Origin of the sequence: Sphingomonas sp. JUb134 (assembly GCF_004341505.2) — a bacterium.
In the GTDB taxonomy this organism is placed as follows: domain Bacteria; phylum Pseudomonadota; class Alphaproteobacteria; order Sphingomonadales; family Sphingomonadaceae; genus Sphingomonas.
The window spans coordinates 2,712,109-2,729,481 of the sequence record NZ_SLYP02000001.1 but is presented as its reverse complement, the minus strand read 5'-3'; the positions used below and the strand labels follow the sequence as shown (position 1 = coordinate 2,729,481).

At 69.5% G+C, this 17,373-nt stretch carries 13 protein-coding genes; 7 read left to right on the top strand and 6 right to left on the bottom strand.

Translation table 11 applies throughout. The features are described from left to right. Positions 1-91: 91 nt before the first annotated feature. Positions 92-2,152 (top strand): ATP-dependent DNA helicase RecG, encoded by a 2,061-nt coding sequence (recG, locus tag EDF69_RS12635; protein ID WP_132884108.1) that lies wholly within the window; start codon positions 92-94, stop codon positions 2,150-2,152. Here recG and EDF69_RS12630 read toward each other — a convergent pair. Beyond that, positions 2,104-2,490: a PilZ domain-containing protein gene (locus EDF69_RS12630; RefSeq protein WP_132884106.1), complete on the bottom strand. Its 387-nt coding sequence runs from the start codon at positions 2,488-2,490 to the stop codon at positions 2,104-2,106. The two genes, recG and EDF69_RS12630, sit on opposite strands and share 49 nt — an antisense overlap. A 398-nt stretch (positions 2,491-2,888) precedes the next feature. After that, entirely contained in the window at positions 2,889-4,118 is a 1,230-nt protein-coding gene (gene tyrS / locus EDF69_RS12625) for a tyrosine--tRNA ligase (RefSeq protein ID WP_132884105.1), read from the bottom strand. Positions 4,119-4,247: 129 nt separating this feature from the next. Here tyrS and EDF69_RS12620 point away from each other — a divergent pair, with 129 nt between their 5' ends. The 3 genes from EDF69_RS12620 to EDF69_RS12610 are packed head-to-tail and all read left to right on the top strand — an operon-like array spanning position 4,248 to position 7,869. Then, the gene (locus tag EDF69_RS12620) at positions 4,248-5,429 is read left to right on the top strand and encodes a hypothetical protein (protein ID WP_204991379.1); all 1,182 of its coding nucleotides are present in this window, start codon (positions 4,248-4,250) and stop codon (positions 5,427-5,429) included. A gap of 35 nt (positions 5,430-5,464) precedes the next feature. Beyond that, positions 5,465-6,508: a DUF2336 domain-containing protein gene (locus tag EDF69_RS12615; protein WP_132884101.1), complete on the top strand. Its 1,044-nt coding sequence runs from the start codon at positions 5,465-5,467 to the stop codon at positions 6,506-6,508. Beyond that, on the top strand, positions 6,505-7,869 hold the full coding sequence (locus EDF69_RS12610) for a PAS domain-containing sensor histidine kinase (RefSeq protein WP_239555467.1): 1,365 nt from the start codon (positions 6,505-6,507) through the stop codon (positions 7,867-7,869). The genes EDF69_RS12615 and EDF69_RS12610 overlap by 4 nt, the downstream gene beginning before the upstream one ends. 16 nt (positions 7,870-7,885) lie before the next feature. On the opposite strand, the gene EDF69_RS12605 is transcribed toward EDF69_RS12610, so the two are convergent. The 3 genes from EDF69_RS12605 to EDF69_RS12595 all read right to left on the bottom strand — a co-directional run bounded on the left by EDF69_RS12605 (position 7,886) and on the right by EDF69_RS12595 (position 11,260). Continuing rightward, positions 7,886-9,301 (bottom strand): aldehyde dehydrogenase family protein, encoded by a 1,416-nt coding sequence (locus EDF69_RS12605; protein ID WP_132884099.1) that lies wholly within the window; start codon positions 9,299-9,301, stop codon positions 7,886-7,888. Between the two features lie 118 nt (positions 9,302-9,419). Then, positions 9,420-10,832, bottom strand: a complete 1,413-nt coding sequence (gene glnA / locus EDF69_RS12600) for a type I glutamate--ammonia ligase (RefSeq protein ID WP_132884097.1) — start codon at positions 10,830-10,832, stop codon at positions 9,420-9,422. 89 nt (positions 10,833-10,921) lie between these two features. Further along, the gene (locus EDF69_RS12595) at positions 10,922-11,260 is read right to left on the bottom strand and encodes a P-II family nitrogen regulator (protein ID WP_125960434.1); all 339 of its coding nucleotides are present in this window, start codon (positions 11,258-11,260) and stop codon (positions 10,922-10,924) included. A 308-nt stretch (positions 11,261-11,568) separates the two neighbouring features. Between EDF69_RS12595 and EDF69_RS12590 the strand changes: the two genes are divergently transcribed. Then, on the top strand, positions 11,569-12,666 hold the full coding sequence (locus EDF69_RS12590; RefSeq protein WP_165890058.1) for an energy transducer TonB: 1,098 nt from the start codon (positions 11,569-11,571) through the stop codon (positions 12,664-12,666). Positions 12,667-12,752: 86 nt separating this feature from the next. Continuing rightward, on the top strand, positions 12,753-13,271 hold the full coding sequence (locus EDF69_RS12585; protein WP_132884093.1) for a hypothetical protein: 519 nt from the start codon (positions 12,753-12,755) through the stop codon (positions 13,269-13,271). 65 nt (positions 13,272-13,336) lie between these two features. Here EDF69_RS12585 and acs read toward each other — a convergent pair whose 3' ends face one another. Then, the gene (gene acs / locus EDF69_RS12580) at positions 13,337-15,295 is read right to left on the bottom strand and encodes an acetate--CoA ligase (protein WP_132884148.1); all 1,959 of its coding nucleotides are present in this window, start codon (positions 15,293-15,295) and stop codon (positions 13,337-13,339) included. A gap of 352 nt (positions 15,296-15,647) precedes the next feature. Between acs and EDF69_RS12575 the strand changes: the two genes are divergently transcribed. Then, positions 15,648-17,318: an MFS transporter gene (locus EDF69_RS12575; protein ID WP_132884092.1), complete on the top strand. Its 1,671-nt coding sequence runs from the start codon at positions 15,648-15,650 to the stop codon at positions 17,316-17,318. Positions 17,319-17,373 lie beyond the last annotated feature (55 nt).

The window sequence follows — 17,373 nt, the reverse complement described above, 5'->3', positions numbered from 1 at the left end:
AAGGAGCCGGCGGGCGCGAACGGCCGTCGGCGAGTCAGTGCGACGCCGCTTCCCGACACGGGCCGAAACGCGGTAGGGGCAGCAGATAGTCATGCGTCCCCAACTTCTCAATCCGCTGTTCGCCGAGGTCACCGCCCTGAAGGGTGTCGGCGCCGCCATGGCCAAGCCGCTCGACCGGCTGGGCCTGTCGCGCGTGGTCGACGTCGCCTTTCACCTGCCGAGCGGCTGGGTCGACCGGCTGCCGCGCGACACGCTCGACATGGCGGACGCGGGCCGGATCATCGCGATCACGCTGACGCCGACCGACTATCGGCTGAGCGCCGGGCGGGGCCCGACGCGGGTGCAGGCGCAGGATGCGGCCGGCAATGTCGTGAGCCTCGTCTATTTCGGCGGCAACGCCGGCTGGGTGAAGAAGCTGCTGCCACTGGGCGAGCCGCGGCGGGTGTCCGGCAAGCTCGAGACCTATGGCCAGTCGCTCCAGATCGTGCACCCGGACCAGGTGCTGCCGCTGGAAGAAGCGAGCGGCCTGCCGGAGCGCGAGGCGGTGTATCCGCTGTCGGAAGGGCTTACCTCGCGGCGGGTCGCCGGGCTGGTGGAGCAGGCGATCGAGCGGGCGCCTGAATTGCCCGAATGGATCGAGCCGAGCCTGCGTTCCACCCGTGGCTGGCCGAGCTGGCGCGAGGCGCTGGCGCGCATCCACGCCGATCCGGCCGATGCCAAGGCGCGCCAGCGGCTCGCCTATGACGAGGTGTTCGCCAACCAGCTCGCGCTGCTGCTGGTCAGGGGCGAGGCACGCGCCAAGCGCGGCCGGCCGCTGACCGGCGACGGCAGCGTGCGCGCGCGGCTCAAGCTGCCCTATGCGCCCACCGGCGCGCAGGCGCGGACCATTGCGGAGATCGAGGGCGACCTGGCGCAGGTGCAGCCGATGCTGCGGCTGCTCCAGGGCGACGTGGGTTCGGGCAAGACGCTGGTGGCGATCATGGCGCTGCTGATCGCGGTGGAGGCGGGCGCGCAGGGGGCATTGCTCGCGCCGACCGAGATCCTGGCGCGCCAGCATGGCGAGACGCTGACCCGGCTGCTCGCACCCATCGGCGTCAACGTCGCGGTGCTCACCGGCCGCGACAAGGGACGCGCGCGCGAAGCGACGCTGATGGGGCTCGCCGATGGGTCGATCGACATTTTGGTCGGCACCCACGCGATCTTCCAGGAGGGCGTGGGCTATCGCGACCTGGGGCTGGTGGTGGTGGACGAGCAGCATCGCTTCGGCGTCGCCCAGCGGATGATGCTCCAGGCCAAGGCGCAGCGCCCGCCGCACCTCCTGGTGATGACCGCGACGCCAATCCCGCGCACGCTGACGCTCGCGCAATATGGCGAGATGGACGTCAGCCGCCTGGACGAGATGCCGCCCGGCCGCGAGCTGATCGAGACGCGCGTCGTGTCGGAGGATCGGCTGGACGAAGTGGTCGACGCGCTCGCCCGGCACCTGTCGAACGGCGGGCAGGCGTACTGGGTATGTCCGCTGGTCGAGGAGAGCGAGAAGAGTGACCTCGCCGCTGCCGAGGCGCGCGCGGAGGGCCTGCGCCAGCGGTTCGGCGAGCGGGTCGGGCTGGTTCACGGGCGGATGAAGGCGCCGGAGAAGGACGCCGCCATGGCCGATTTCCAGGCAGCGCGCACCGGCGTGCTGGTCGCGACCACGGTGATCGAGGTCGGCGTGGACGTGCCCAACGCCACGCTGATCGTGATCGAGGCGGCGGACCGCTTCGGCCTCGCCCAGCTCCACCAGCTGCGCGGGCGCGTGGGACGGGGCGGGGGGACCTCGCGGTGCCTGCTGCTGCGCGGCAATGCGCTCAGCGAAACCTCGCGCTCGCGGCTCGCCTTGATGCGCGAGAGCAATGACGGCTTCCGCATCGCCGAGGAAGACCTGCGACTGCGCGGCGCGGGCGAGATCCTGGGTACCCGCCAGTCGGGCGAGATGCAGTTCCGCCTGGCGACGCCAGAGATGCTCGACGACCTGATGCCGGCCGCCAACGGCGACGCGCGGCTGCTGGTGGACCGCGACGGCGGCCTCCATGGTCCGCGCGGTGAGGCGGCGCGGCTGGCGCTCTACTTGTTCGAGCGGGATGCCGCGGTGGGGCTGCTGCGCTCGGGCTGAGGGTCGAAGGGCGGCAGCGGCTCCAGCACCGCGGCGAGCAGTTCGTAGTAGCTCGCGCGATCGATCGGCATGTCGAACACGCAGCCGAAGCGCTTGCCCTTGGCCCAACGCACGTCCGCACCCATCACGCCCACCACCGGCAGGATCAGCCGCAGCCGGTCGCCGGGCTGGAACGCCAGGTCGGTGGTCGCAGAAAGGCCGTGCGAGGAGATGTTGAGGACGCGCAGTTGCAGCGCCTCGGCCGCAGGACCGAAGCCCCGCGCCTCGAACTGCACTTCGTCGCGCACGTGCGACGGTTCGACCGCCCCCGCCGCCGTCTGCCTGAACTTCTCGTCCATGGCGCCCCCTTGCGGCGAATGGATATCAGCATTGGCGGGGATGGGGAAGGACGGATGCTCGGGCGGTACTTGGCACCGTCTCGGGGAGGTGCAGGTTTCTCTCAGTACCCCGGCGGAGGCCGGGGTCCAGTTGGGAAGGCCGTAGTGAAGGCCCGCACCCTCGCAGCCGCCCCCACCTGGGCCCCGGCCTTCGCCGGGGTACGAAGAAGGGAGGATGCGGCCTTCGTGCTCCTGCGAAGGCAGGAGCCCAGGGTCACGGGCGCAACCGGTCGTTGCTCTGCTGGGCCCGTATCCCTGCCTGCGCAGGGATACGGTGGGGGCGGTGGAAGGTCCCGCATCCCGCCAAGGTCGCACAGCGGGGCTACGCCAGCAGCTTTCGACTGCTGGCGCCCGCTTCTTCAGGCGGCCGGCAGCAGGATGCCGTGGTGCTTCTTGCCCGAGGACAGGCGCACCGGCGCAGATACCGCGATCTGCATGGCTTCGTCGGTGATCTTCTCGCCATCGACACGGGCGCCGCCGCCCTTGATCAGCCGGCGTGCCTCGCCCTTGGACGCGGCGAGACCCAGCGCCACCAGTGCGTCGACCGCGGTGATGCTTCCCTCCGCCAGCTGGTGCGTGGGCAGCGCGTCGCCTGCGGCACCCTCTTCAAAGGTCCGGCGCGCGGTTTCGGCCGCCTGGACTGCCGCCTCCTCACCGCGGCAGAGCGCGGTCGCGGCGTCGGCCAGGATCTTCTTCGCCTCGTTGATCTCGGCGCCCTGCAACGCCTCCAGCCGGGCGATCTCGTCCAGCGGCAGGTCGGTGAAGAGGCGCAGGCGGGTGCCGACGTCGCGGTCGTCGGTGTTCCGCCAGAACTGCCAATAGTCGAAGTGCGACAGCAGGTCCTCGTTCAGCCACACCGCGCCGCCCACGGACTTGCCCATCTTCGTGCCATCCGCGTTGGTGAGAAGCGGCGTGGTGAGGCCGAACACCGGCGTGCCATCAACCCGGCGTGAGAGGTCGACGCCGTTGACGATGTTGCCCCACTGGTCCGATCCGCCCATCTGCAGGCGGCAGCCCGCGCGGCGCGACAGCTCCAGGAAGTCGTAGGCCTGGAGGATCATGTAGTTGAATTCGAGGAAGCTCAGCGACTGCTCGCGATCCAGGCGCAGCTTCACCGAATCGAAGCTCAGCATCCGGTTGACCGAGAAATGCTGGCCGATGTCGCGCAGGAAAGGGATGTACTCGAGCTTGTCGAGCCACTCGGCATTGTCGAGCATGATCGCGTCGCTCGGCCCGTCGCCGAACGTCAGGAAGCGCTCGAACACGCGCTTGATCGAGGCGACGTTCGCCTGGATCGTCTCCTCCGTCATCAGCTTACGCGCTTCGTCCTTGAAGCTCGGGTCGCCGATCTTGCCGGTGCCGCCGCCCATCAAGACGATCGGCTTGTGGCCGGCGCGCTGGAGCTGGCGCAGCATCATGATCGACACGAGATGGCCGACGTGGAGCGACGACGCCGTCGGATCGAAGCCGATATACCCCGGCACCACTTGGCTGGCCGCAAGCGCGTCGAGCGCCGCCGCGTCGGTCACCTGGTGGATGTAGCCGCGCCCGTCGAGCAGGCGGAGGAGGTCGGAGTTGTACTGGGTCATCGCTCGATCATTCTGCTGTTTGCGCGGCCTCCCTAGCCGCTCGGCGCCCGCGAAGTCGAGAAGATGCGATTTCCGGCGCATTTGCCCGCCCTGCGCCTCTTGGCAGCGCCGCTGCGCCCGCCTAACCCGATGCCCATGCTTGCAGGGCTTATTTTCGCGACCGAGGACGCCGAGGGGCGCGCCGGCACGCTCGCCGCGACGCTGCCCTTCGGGGGCATGACGCTGATCGAATATCAGGCGCGGCTGCTCGCCGCAGCCGGCGTGGGGCAGATGGTGGTGGCGGTGGGACGGGTGACGCCGGCGCTGCTGGGCGCCGTCAGCCGTATCGCCAAGCGCGAGGTGACGGTGGACATCGTCCGCTCCGCCGAGGAAGCGTCTGCCAAGATCCATCCTCTGGCGACCGTCGTCGTGATCGCGGACGGGCTGGTGACCACCGACACGATGCTGCACGCGATGGCCGGCGAGGCGCCGGACGCGATCCTGGTGACGCCGGAGGCGGAGGCGAGCGGCGCGGTCGAGCGGCTCGACCGGGGCCAGTGCTGGGCGGGCGTTGCGACGCTTTCGGCGCAGCGGCTCGCCGAAGTGGCGGCGCTGCCCCGCGAATATGATTTCCAGTCCACCGTGTTGCGGATCGCGGTGGAGGCGGGTGCCCGCCACGTGGCGCTGCCTGCCTCCGCTCGCCGATCGGGCCATGGCGTGGAGCGCGATGCGCAGGTGCTGGCCGGGCGCAGCAATGACGTGCTCGGCGCGCTTGCGAACCAGCGCACCGGCTGGGCGGACCGCTGGTTCTTCACCCCGATCACGCGCTTCCTTTTGCCCCAGCTCGTCCGGCGCGAGGTGCCCGCCTGGGCAACCGCGGTCGCAGGCGGCGGCGCGGGGCTGCTCGCGCTGTTGACGCTGGGGCTGGGGCATCCGGCGCCCGGCATGCTGCTCGCGCTCCTGTCGGTGATCCTGCTTTCGGCCGGGTCGCTGCTCAGCTGGTTGCGGGGGGACAATGTCCGCGCGAGCCAGCAGGAACAGGGCATCCTGCTTCTGGCGGTGCTGTCGGCGCTGCTGCTCGGCATCATCGCCTCGCTCGCCGCGGGGCATGCGACGCCGTTCGTGCTGGCGCTGTGGGGCGTGGCGAGCAACACCGTGGCCGATCGCGTGCCGGTGCGCCCGCGCCCCTGGTATGCGAGCGCCGCCTCGCAGGTGCTGCTGCTGACGCCGTTCGCGCTGCTGGGCCTGGCGACGCTGGGCCTGGCCCTGGCGACGCTGCACGCGGTCGTCAGCCTTGCCGCGGCGGTTGAAGCCAGCCGTCATAAGGCTTAGGCCGGTCTTAACGACCGCACGTTAGGCGAGGGTGCATGGCCGCCCGTTCGACCCAGATTGATCCCGATCCCGCAGCGCTGCTCTCCCATGCGGCAGCGCGCGGCATGCGTGCGCAGGTGCGGGCCGCGCCGCCGGTGGCCGCGTTGTTCGCGCCGCCGACCGACCCTCTCGACGATCGCACCCGCGCCGCGCTGTCGGAGCGGCTGGAGCGGCTGGTCCGCACCTCCGCCGATCGGCTGGCCGAAGAGGCGGCCGCGCGGCTGGACGCCGCGGTCGAGCCGGCACTCGCGGCACGCATCCGACAGGAGGCCGAACAGGTCTGGAACCGGCTGGCTGCGGTGCCGACGCTGTGGGACGCGACGCTGCTTGCCGAACTGCTGGCCGAGACGCGGCTGGCGCTGCTTGCGGCCGCGCTTCCGGTGCGCGCCCCCTTCAACCCCGACCAGCCGAGTCTGCTCGCACGGCTCGCCAATTCGGACGACGGCCTGGTTGCCGAGGCGGCCAAGCTGCTGCTGCTCCACGGCAGCGTTGCCGAGTATGCGACGCTCCAGCAGCTGTGCTGGCCGATCGCGGCGGCGCTGCGCCAGAATGCGACCGATCCGGAGGAGATCGCGCTGCTCGACCGCGCGCTGATCTCGGCGGTGGAGCAACTCCGCGGCCAGGACAATGAGGCGCCGGCCGCGGCCCGGCTCGCACGCGCGCTGCGCCGGGATGTGGCGACGCTGCCGGAGCTGATCGAACAGGCGCTTGCCGATCGTCGGCTCGAACTGGTCGTGGCGCTGATCGCGGACGCGGGCGGTCTTGGCACCCGGGCGGTGCGGGATCTGGTGTTGGAGCGCGATCCGGCACCGCTCTGCATGCTGCTGCGCGCGCTCGACCTGCCGCGGGAGACGCTGGCGCGCATCGGCTTTGCGCTGTGCGAGGCGGATCCGGCGCGGGACCTGGACACGTTCGCCGACCTGATCGACGAGGTCGCCGCGGTGCCGCTGCAGGCGGCATGGCGAGCGGTGGCGGCGATGGCGCTTCCTGCCGGCTATCGCACGGCACTGCTCGCGCTGGGCGACGGAGCGGGCGCATGAGCGGCTTCGATCGCTATCACCAGCCGGCATCCGCGATGCTCGATGCCGACGGGCGGCTGCGCCATGCCGAACCGCGGCTGGCGGGACTGAACGCCCGTGCCGGCGGCGAACCCGGCCAGCCGATCGCGGTACCCGCCATGGCGGAGCTGGTGCGCATCAGCCGCCGCCTGGGCATCGACGTCGCGCGCAAGATCCTGGTCGCCGATGGCGAGGACGACATCGAGTTGTGGGTGCAGGTGGAGCCGGAGGGCGACGGCCTGCGGCTGACGGTCGGCGCCTGGGGGCTTCCGGGCGACGGCGAGGGGACGCACGACGATGCCGACGCCGCCGAGTTGCTGGCGCTCGACGCCGACTGGCGGTGGGAGGCCGATAGCGGGCTCCACCTGACCTATGTCTCGCCCGCCGCCGGTAGCCGCTTCGGCTTCGATGCGACGGACGTGCTCGGCCGCCCGCTCACCTGGCTGTTCCAGCTGACCGACGACGGCGAGGGAGGCTTTCCGATGCTGGGCGCGATGGCGTCGCAGCAGCCGTTCGAGGGGCAATATGCGACGCTGCGCGATACCGGGCGCACGGTGCTGCTGTCCGGCGTGCCGCGCACAGACGCCGGCGGCCGCTTCGCAGGCTTCATCGGCGCCGCCCATGCCGTCGAGCCGGACGTGCCCGAGACGCAGCCGGAACCGCAGGGCCTGCCGCAGAACTTCGGCAAGCGGCTGCGCGCGGCGCTGCGCCAGCCGCTCGACCGGATCGTGGCGCATGCCGACAGCATCAGCGCGCAGGCGGACGGGGCGCTGCTTCAGGACTATGCCGATTATGCCGGCGACATCGCGAGTGCCGGCCGCCACCTGATGGGCCTCGTCAACGACCTGGAGGACGTGCAGGCGGTCGAGGACCCGGACTTCGCGATTGCCGTCGAGTCGCTGGACCTGGCCGACGTGACCCGCCGCGCGGCCGGGCTGCTGGCGGTGCGGGCGGAGCGGGCCGGGGTGACGATCGACCGGCCGGGCGCGCACGAGACGCTGGCGGCACGCGGCGAATTTCGTCGCGCGCTCCAGATCCTGGTCAACCTGATCGGCAATGCGGTGCGCTACTCCCCGCCGGGGGCCACCGTGTGGGTGCGGCTGGAGCGCGAAGGGCAGATCGCCTGCGTCATCGTGGCCGACCAGGGCAAGGGCATCGCGCCCGAGGACCAGGCCCGCATCTTCGAGAAGTTCGAGCGGGTCGACCCGAGCGAGCAGGGGGGAAGCGGCCTTGGCCTCTACATCGCCCGGCGGCTCGCCCGCGCCATGGGCGGCGACATCGTCGTCGACAGTGCGCTTGGGGAAGGCGCGCGCTTCGTCCTCACCCTGCCGCTGGTGGAGTAGAGGGGGCGGCGCCGGCTCAGCCGCCGCCCAGCACGGACTTCACCTCCAGATATTCGGCAATGCCGTGCGCGCCATATTCGCGGCCGTTGCCGGAGCGCTTGTAGCCGCCGAACGGCATGTCGGCGTCCGGCACACCGCCGTTCACATAGACCATACCCGCGCGTAGCCTGGGGACCAGTCGCCGGGTATCCTCGGGCGCGCCGAACACGACTGCGGAGAGGCCATAGTCGGTGTCGTTGGCGATGCGGACGGCGTCTTCCTCGTCCGCATAGGCGATCACCGTCACGACGGGTCCGAAGATCTCCTCACGCGCGATGGTCATGTCCGGGGTGACGCCAGAGAAAAGCGTCGGGCGCACGTAGAAGCCGCGCTCGAAGCCTTCCGGGTGTCCGAGGCCGCCCACCTCCAGCGTCGCGCCCTCTGCCAGGGCGCTTGCGATCAGCTGCTGGACACGCTGCCACTGGGCCAGGTTCACCAGCGGGCCGATGTGATCGCCCGCGTCGCGCGGATCGCCGACGCGAACCGCCGCCATCGCCTCCCGCGCGAGCGCGATCGCCGCTTCTTGTTGCGCGGCCGGGACCAGCAGCCGGGTGGGGGCGAGGCAGCTCTGGCCGGAATTGAAGGTGACGCTGCCAACGGTCGCGCGCACCGCGGCCTCCAGGTCGGCGCTCGGCAGGACCAGCGCCGGTGCCTTGCCGCCGAGTTCCTGGTGGACCCGGTTGACGGTGGGCGCCGCCGCCTGCGCCACGGCGATGCCCGCGCGGGTGGAGCCGGTGAAGCTCACCACGTCGACATGCCGGTGCGCGGCGAGCGCCTGGCCGGTCACGCCGTCTCCCTGGACCAGGTTGAACACGCCTGCGGGTACCCCCGCCTCGGCCATCACCTCGGCGAACAGCGCGGCGCAGCTCGGCGCTTCTTCCGAGGGCTTGAGCACCATGGTGCAGCCGGCGGCGAGCGCGGGCGCGACCTTGGCCACGATCTGGTTCATCGGCCAGTTCCAGGGGGTGATCAGCGCCGCCACCCCGATCGGCTCGCGCAGGATCGCGTGGCGACCGCGGCGCTCCTCCCATTGCACTTCGCCCAGGGCGCGCAGCGTCGCCCGCAGGTGGTCGACGCCGGACATGGCCTGCGCATCGCGCGCCATGCTCGCGGGACAACCGACCTCGCGCGTCATGGCGGTGGCAAAGGCGTCCAGCCGCGCCTCGTAGGCGGCGACGATCGCCTCCAGCAGCGCCGCGCGTTCGGCGACGCTGGTGCGCGAAAAGCCGTCGAACGCCCGCCGCGCGGCCGCCACCGCACGGTCGACGTCGGCGGCACTGCCAAGCGTCAGCTGGACGCAGACCTCGCCCGTCGCGGGATCGCGTACCTGGGCAGGCCGTCCGCCGCGGCTTTCGACCCAATGGCCGTCGATGAAGTGGGGAGTGCTTGGCATGCCGTCTTCCTGGCCCCGTGATGGCCCAGGGGCAAGCCGCGGCGCGCCGCCGCCGGCACGCAAAAGGGGCGCCCGGATCGCTCCGGACGCCCCTCCTGCTTGGCGATCGTGAGGACGATCAGGCCGAGTAGTACATGTCGAATTCGACCGGGCTCGGGGTCATTTCCCAGCGGGCGACCTCGCCACGCTTGACCTCGACATAGGCCTCGATCTGGTCGGCCGAGAACACGTCGCCCTTCAGCAGGAAGTCGTGATCGGCTTCCAGGCTGTCGAGCGCCTCGCGCAGCGAACCGCAGACGGTCGGGACCTGGGCGAGCTCTGCCGGCGGCAGGTCGTACAGGTTCTTGTCCATCGCCTCGCCCGGATGGATCTTGTTCTGGATGCCGTCGAGGCCGGCCATCATCAGCGCCGCATAGGCGAGATAGGGGTTGGCCATCGCGTCCGGGAAGCGGATCTCGACGCGCTTGGACTTGGGGCCGGTGCCGTACGGGATGCGGCACGATGCCGAGCGGTTGCGCGCCGAATAGGCGAGCAGCACCGGCGCCTCATAGCCCGGCACCAGCCGCTTGTAGCTGTTGGTCGACGGGTTGGTGAAGGCGTTCAGCGCCTTGGCATGCTTGATGATGCCGCCGATGAAGTAGAGGCAGGTGTCCGACAGACCCGCATAGCCCTCGCCCGCGAACAGGGGGTTGCCCTCGTTCCAGATCGAGAAGTGGGTGTGCATGCCCGAGCCGTTATCTTCCTTGATCGGCTTGGGCATGAAGGTCGCGGTCTTGCCGTACGCATGTGCCACCTGGTGCACGACATACTTGTAGATCTGCATGCGATCGGCGGTGGTGGTCAGCGTGCCGTAGGTCAGGCCCAGCTCGTGCTGCGCGGCGGCCACCTCATGGTGGTGCTTGTCGCACGGCAGGCCCATTTCGAGCATGGTGGAGACCATCTCGCCGCGGATGTCGACGGCGCTGTCGACCGGCGCGACCGGAAAATAGCCGCCCTTGGCGCGCGGACGGTGGGCCATGTTGCCCGACTCATATTCGCGGCCGCTGTTGGTCGGCAGCTCGATGTCGTCCAGCTTGTAGTAGCTGCTCGAGTAGGTGTTCTCGAACCGCACGTCGTCGAACATGAAGAACTCGGCCTCGGGGCCGACGTAGACGGTGTCGCCGATGCCGGTGGTCTTGAGGTAGGCCTCCGCGCGCTTGGCGGTCGAGCGCGGGTCACGCGCATAGAGCTCGCCGGTCGACGGCTCGACCACGTCGCAGAACAGGATCAGCATCGGGGTGGCCGAGAACGGATCGACATAGACGGCGTCCAGGTCGGGCTTGAGCACCATGTCGGACTCGTTGATCGCCTTCCAGCCTTCGATCGAGGAGCCGTCGAACATCAGGCCGTCGGTCAGCTCGTCCTCGGTCAGGATCGAGGCGACCATCGACAGGTGCTGCCACTTGCCCTTGGGGTCGGTGAAGCGAAGATCGATCCACTCGATCTCCTGGTCCTTGATCATCTTGAGGATCGTGCTGGCGGTATTGGCCATGGAACTAAGCCCTTTCTGGATAAAACCATTACCCCGCGAGGCGCCCCCCCGCGGCGGATTTCGTGCAATGCGTCGAAAGAAATGTCCGGTCAGATGGCGTCTTCGTTGCGCTCTCCGGTGCGGATGCGAAGCGCCGTCTCCACGGGGATGACGAAGATCTTGCCGTCGCCGATGCGGCCGGTCTGGGCAGCGCCCGCGATCGCCTCCACGACGCGATCGGCGAGGCTGTCCTCGACGACCACCTCCAGCTTCACCTTCGGCAGGAAGTCGACGACATATTCGGCGCCGCGATAGAGCTCGGTATGGCCCTTCTGGCGGCCGAAGCCCTTTGCCTCGGTGACGGTGATGCCACTCACGCCGACCTCGTGCAGCGCCTCCTTCACCTCATCCAGCTTGAACGGCTTGATGATGGCCTCGATCTTCTTCATGCCTCGCGTATTCCCCCCGGCCGAACACGGCCACGCCCACAGGTGCCGACAATCAAGAACCGTGCCAGAGCACGAATCGCGGGGGTGAGCATCCCCGATCCGGCTGCGCCTGTCGATCCTGCCCGCCTTTTCGGCACGGCCGTGGAAAATGCCCGCTTTTTGAGCAGGGCGAAGCTTTGTCGGTCCGGTGAAGCTCGGCAGCAGCCGGAGGCGCCGAAATGAAGCGCCGAAGTATTCGCCGGAAACCGATCATATGCCGGCAAGCGCGTTACTTGCGGGGCGCAATCTTTCCTGCGCAGACTGGCTGCATGAAGAGAATGCTGCTGCTCGCCAGCCTGGTGCTGCCCGTAAATACGGCATCTTCGCAGTCGCTTGCTTCGCCACGCCCGGTGGTGCCTTGGCAACTGCTCGCCTGGATGCCGGGCGAGGTGCGCTGCGGCGGCACCAGCGTGGCGCCGCTGGCGCTGCGACGTCCGATCACGAGCATCCGCCGGGGCAACCGATATGATGCGACGGACGCACTCACCTATCGCTTCCGCATCGATGCCAACGGCCGGACGCTGTCGATCCGCAGGGAAGAGGGTGGAGCGCCGTGGAGCGACGATGTCGCGCCGTCGCTTGCCGCCAGCCGGTTCGAAGCGGGCGCCCCGCAGGCGGACTGCACCATCCGCTATACGCTGCGCGCGATGTCGCCCGAGGAAGCGCCGGTCGGGGACCTGATCTCCTATTCCCTCGAACCCCAGTCGGGCGAACTGCCGCCCGATGGCTGGGCCCGGATCCAGTCGCCCCAGGCATCGTGCCTCACGGAACCGCGTCCGCGGCCGCTGGTCGCCGTGTATCCCGATTTCGACAAGCTGCCGGGCACGCCGGGCGTCAAGCACTGGACGATGGTCGCCTATGATCAGGATGCGCGCGGGCGGCCGATCCATGTGCGCACGGTGGAGGGCACGGGGAGTGCGGCGCTGGACCGCGCAGCCTTACGGGCGGTGCGCAAGTCCCGCTTCACGGGCGGCGCGCGCGCCGGCTGCCTGTTTCCCTTTTCGCGAGCACCGGCGCCCCTTGCGGCGCCCACGCCTCCCTCCGAGGACAGCCTCCGGCCCGCCGACAGCAACTGCCCGCATTCCGGCGATTGGGCCACGCCGCCGACGCTGACCTATCCGAACGGCTATCCGCGCCGCGCCATCGAAGGGTGGGCGGTCGTCGCGTTCGACGTGGCGCCCTGGGGCGAGCTCGGCAACCTGCGGGTGCTGGCAAGCGAACCGACGGCGAATTTCGGCGAGCAGGCGATCCATGTCCTGCGTTCGGCGCGCAAGCCTGCGTCCGCGACCGGGCGCTCGGGCTGTGTCGACCGGGTGATCTTCAAGATAGGCTATGGCGGATTGCCGCTCGGAAAAGATCCGGGCTGAGGGCGGGGGCAGTCGCGGCGTCTCTGTTCTTCGCGTCCGGTTCGTGCGACCAGCGGGGCAGCCCTTCCGGCCCTGGTGAAGAGACGATGAGCATCCCGACCACAGCGTTCCTTGCACTCGCGCTGCAATCCCAGGCGGCGGCGCCTGCACCCGCTGTCGCGCCCGGCACGATCGCCGTCGAGGTGGCCGAGGACGCCTCCGCCTTTGATCGGCTGTTCACGGACGCGGTCACCCGCGCGCTTTCGGACGCTCGCTTCGTTCCGCTGCCGCTCGAGAGCCACAGCCGCTACATCGCGCGCGTGACGGTCACGCGCACCGAGAGCGGTGCGGTGACGGCAAAGGCAAAGGAGCCGCCGGCGATGGCGGCGCTGGGCCAAGTGTTTGTGCCGCTGCCCTCGGGCAAGAGCCAGATCCGCGGCCTGGTCTCGACCGACCTTTCGGTCGACATCCTGCTGCGTGGCGGGGACACGCCCGTCTGGAGCGGCCGCGCCTCCACCGTGCAGGTGGAGGGAAGCGCGGCCGATGCCCCCGCGGCGGTCGCGACGAAGCTCGCTTCCGCGCTGATGCGACAGTTCCCGCGGCGCGATCCCGTCTCGGTACCCTGAGCGCCCACCGCGGCCATGCGGCCACGGTGAGGTTCAGTCCCGGCCCGAACGGGCGGCGCCGTTCGTCACGCCGCCAGCTTGGTGGCGTCCTCCCGGCCGGCGATCAGCGCGTCCACCACGCCCGGATCGGCGAGCGTCGAGGTGTCGCCCAGGCTGCCGAAGTCGTTCTCGGCGATCTTGCGCAGGATGCGGCGCATGATCTTGCCAGAGCGCGTCTTGGGCAGCGACGGGGTGAACTGGAGCGCGTCGGGCGTCGCGATCGGCCCGATCTCGCGGCGGACCCACTGGATCAGCTCCTTGCGGAGCGCCACGTCGCCTTCCTCGCCGGCGTTGAGCGTCACATAGGCATAGATGCCCTGGCCCTTCACGTCGTGCGGCATGCCGACCACGGCGGCTTCCGCGACCTTGGCATGCGCCACCAGCGCGCTCTCGACCTCTGCCGTGCCCATGCGATGGCCCGACACGTTGATGACGTCGTCCACGCGGCCGGTGATCCAGTAATAGCCGTCGGGATCGCGGCGACAGCCGTCACCGGTGAAATACTTGCCGGGATAGGTGGTGAAATAGGTCTGGAAGAAGCGGTCGGCGTCGTTCCAGACGGTGCGCATCTGCCCCGGCCAGCTGTCGGCGATCACCAGATTACCCTCGGTCGCGCCCTCCAGCACCACGCCTTCGGAATCGACCAGCTGCGGGAGGACGCCGAACAGCGGCTTGCTCGCCGACCCTGGCTTTAGCGGCGTTGCGCCCGGCAGGGGGGTGATCATGTGGCCGCCGGTCTCGGTCTGCCACCAGGTGTCGACGATCGGGCAGCGGCTCTCGCCGACGACGTGGTAATACCATTCCCACGCCTCCGGGTTGATCGGCTCGCCGACCGATCCGAGCACCCGCAGAGAGGTGCGGCTGGTCTTCTTCACCCATTCGTCGCCCTCGCGCATCAGCGCGCGCAGGGCGGTGGGCGCCGCGTAGAAGCTCGTCACCTGGTATTTGTCGACGATCTGCCAGAAGCGCGAGAAGTCCGGGTAGTTGGGTACGCCCTCGAACATCAGGGTGGTCGCGCCGTTCGCCAGCGCGCCATAGACGATGTAGCTGTGCCCGGTGACCCAGCCCACGTCGGCCGCGCACCAGAACACCTCGCCCGGGCGATAGTCGAACACATATTGGTGCGTCATCGACGCCCAGACCAGATAGCCGCCGGTGGTGTGGAGCACGCCCTTAGGCTTGCCGGTGGAGCCCGAGGTATAGAGGATGAACAGCGGCTTTTCCGCGCCCATCGGCTCGGGCGGGCAGTCGGTCGACTCCGCCTGCACCGCGTCCTCGTACCAGACGTCGCGGCCCGCCTGCATCGGCACGGCGGCGCCGGTGCGGCGGACGACGATCACCGTCTCGACCACCTTGCCGGCGTCTTCCTCCAGCGCCTCGTCGACATTGGCCTTGAGCGGCACCCGCTTGCCGCCGCGCAAGCCTTCGTCGGCGGTGATGACCAGCTTCGATCCGCAATCCTGGATACGGTTGGCGAGGCTGTCGGGCGAGAAGCCTGCGAACACGATCGAGTGCACCGCGCCGATCCGCGCGCAGGCGAGCATCGCGAATGCGGCCTCGGGGATCATCGGCAGGTAGATGGTGACGCGATCGCCCTTCTTGACGCCGGCGGTCTTGAAGGCGTTGGCGAGGCGGCTGACCTCGTCCTTCAGCTCCGCATAGCTGATCTTGCGCTCCTCGCCCGGCGTGTCGCCTTCCCACAGGATGGCGATGCGGTCCGGGTCCTTCGCGGCGTGCCGGTCGACGCAATTCTCGGCCACGTTGAGGATACCATCCTCATACCAGCGGATGTGGAAGTCCGCTTCCTCGAACGAGGTGTCCTTGATCCGCTTGGGGAACCGCACCCAGTCGAGCCGCTCGGCCTCGCGCGCCCAGAACGTGTCCGGATCGGTCGCGGCCTCTTCGTACATGGCGGCGTAGCGGTCCTGGTCGATCAGCGCCTTTTCGGCCCATTCGGCCGGCACGGGGTAGCAGGACTGGGTCATCATCCTCTCCATTCTCTACGGTTCGAACGCGCCGCCATCGGGCATGTCGCCACGAGCCGATGGAGCCGGCGCGCGACCGGTGTCGCCACCATTCTCCCGCGCCCGCGCCCCCGTGCGCAAGACCAAAATGGGACGAAGGGAGCGGATGGAGGGATCAGCGATCCGCGACCGGAGCGCGCGGGCCTGCGATTTTCCCCGGTCCGGCCGATCAAGTGGCTCGACCCGCAATTCGAATGCCGCCACCATGGTCGCAATCGGACCCCCGGCGCGAGCGGCGCCTGGAGCCGGCCCGGCGACGGCCCCGCACGAAGGGCCGCGCCGCGCTTTGCGAATCGAAGGAGAGGGGCAGCACATGGCGACCGCACCGGGGGACATTCCCAAACACCACCCCGCCACCCAGAGCGAGAAGCTCGTCATCGCGGCCTCCTCGCTGGGCACGGTGTTCGAGTGGTATGATTTCTACCTCTACGGTCTGCTGGCGACGATCATCACGGCCCAGTTCTTCTCCGGCGTGAACGAGACCACCGGCTTCATCTTTGCGCTGGCGGCGTTTGCGGCAGGCTTTGCGGTGCGGCCGTTCGGCGCGCTGGTGTTCGGGCGGATCGGCGACATGGTCGGGCGCAAGAACACCTTCCTCGTCACCATGGGCATCATGGGCCTGTCGACCTTTGTCGTCGGATTGCTGCCGAGCTATGCCACCGCAGGGGTCGCGGCACCGATCGCCCTGGTGGTGCTGCGGCTGCTCCAGGGGCTGGCGCTGGGCGGCGAATATGGCGGCGCCGCCACCTATGTCGCCGAGCACGCGCCCAACAACAAGCGCGGCCTCTACACCAGCTTCATCCAGACGACGGCGACCTTTGGCCTGTTCGCGGCGCTGCTGATCGTGATCGGGACCCGCTTTGCGGTGGGCGAGGAAGCCTTTGCGAGCTGGGGATGGCGGGTGCCGTTCCTGATCTCGATCGTGCTCCTGGCGGTGTCGATGTGGATCCGCCTGCAGATGAGCGAAAGCCCGGTGTTCCAGAAGATGAAGGCCGAGGGAAAGACCTCCAAGGCGCCGCTCACCGAGGCGTTCGGCACCTGGCGCAACCTGAAGGTGGTGCTGGTGGCGCTGCTCGGCGCGGCGATGGGGCAGGGGGTGATCTTCTACACCAGCCAGTTCTACGCGCTGTTCTTCCTGGAAAAGATGCTGCGCGTCGACGGCGCCACCACCAACATCCTGGTGGCGGTCGCGCTGCTGATCGCGACGCCCGCGTTCGTCTTCTTCGGCTGGGTGTCCGACAAGATCGGCCGCAAGCCGGTGCTGCTGACGGGCTTCGCGCTCTCGGCGCTGCTCTACTATCCGCTGTTCCAGGCGATGTCGCACGCCGCCAACCCGGCGCTGTACGAGGCGCAGCAGACCACGCCGGTGTCGGTGGTGGCGGACCCGAACGAATGCTCGGTGCAGTTCGACCCGGTGGGCAAGAACAAGTTCGACAGCAGCTCCTGCGACATCGCCAAGGCCTATCTGGCGAAGGCCGGCATCTCCTACGGCAACGTCGCCGCGCCGGCAGGGACGATCGCGAGCATCCATGTCGGCGGGCAGGTGCTGCCGGCCGTGGACCCGGCGAGGGTGACCGGCCCCGCCCGTGCCGATGCGATCAAGGCCTATGGCGCCCAGGTACAGCAGGCGCTCACCGCCGCCGGCTACCCGGCTGGGGCGGCCGATCCGGCGCGGATCGACAGGCCGATGCTGGTCGGCATCCTGATCGTCCTCGTGCTGCTGGTGACCATGGCCTATGGACCGATCGCGGCGCTGCTGGTCGAGCTGTTCCCGACCCGGATCCGCTACACCGCCATGTCGCTGCCCTATCACATCGGCAACGGCTGGTTCGGCGGCTTTCTGCCGACCACGGCGTTCGCGATGGTCGCGGCGACCGGCAACATCTACTACGGCCTGTGGTACCCGATCGTGATCGCCGCGATCACGCTGGTGGTGGCGCTGCTCTTCCTGCCGGAGACGTTCCGCCGCGACATCGACTCCTGATCCGCAGCGGGAGGCAGGGTGGGGCGGTCGCGATGGCCGCCTCGTCCTCGCTCCC

Excerpts from the sequence above, each read along its gene's own strand:
- EDF69_RS12630 (WP_132884106.1), bottom strand. The coding sequence starts at position 2,490 with ATGGACGAGAAGTTCAGGCAGACGGCGGCGGGGGCGGTCGAACCGTCG.
- EDF69_RS12610 (WP_239555467.1), top strand. The coding sequence starts at position 6,505 with ATGAGCGGCTTCGATCGCTATCACCAGCCGGCATCCGCGATGCTCGAT.
- glnA (WP_132884097.1), bottom strand. The coding sequence starts at position 10,832 with ATGGCCAATACCGCCAGCACGATCCTCAAGATGATCAAGGACCAGGAG.
- EDF69_RS12605 (WP_132884099.1), bottom strand. The coding sequence starts at position 9,301 with ATGCCAAGCACTCCCCACTTCATCGACGGCCATTGGGTCGAAAGCCGC.
- recG (WP_132884108.1), top strand. The coding sequence starts at position 92 with ATGCGTCCCCAACTTCTCAATCCGCTGTTCGCCGAGGTCACCGCCCTG.
- EDF69_RS12575 (WP_132884092.1), top strand. The coding sequence starts at position 15,648 with ATGGCGACCGCACCGGGGGACATTCCCAAACACCACCCCGCCACCCAG.
- EDF69_RS12615 (WP_132884101.1), top strand. The coding sequence starts at position 5,465 with ATGGCCGCCCGTTCGACCCAGATTGATCCCGATCCCGCAGCGCTGCTC.
- EDF69_RS12585 (WP_132884093.1), top strand. The coding sequence starts at position 12,753 with ATGAGCATCCCGACCACAGCGTTCCTTGCACTCGCGCTGCAATCCCAG.
- EDF69_RS12595 (WP_125960434.1), bottom strand. The coding sequence starts at position 11,260 with ATGAAGAAGATCGAGGCCATCATCAAGCCGTTCAAGCTGGATGAGGTG.
- EDF69_RS12620 (WP_204991379.1), top strand. The coding sequence starts at position 4,248 with ATGCCCATGCTTGCAGGGCTTATTTTCGCGACCGAGGACGCCGAGGGG.
- acs (WP_132884148.1), bottom strand. The coding sequence starts at position 15,295 with ATGACCCAGTCCTGCTACCCCGTGCCGGCCGAATGGGCCGAAAAGGCG.
- EDF69_RS12590 (WP_165890058.1), top strand. The coding sequence starts at position 11,569 with ATGAAGAGAATGCTGCTGCTCGCCAGCCTGGTGCTGCCCGTAAATACG.
- tyrS (WP_132884105.1), bottom strand. The coding sequence starts at position 4,118 with ATGACCCAGTACAACTCCGACCTCCTCCGCCTGCTCGACGGGCGCGGC.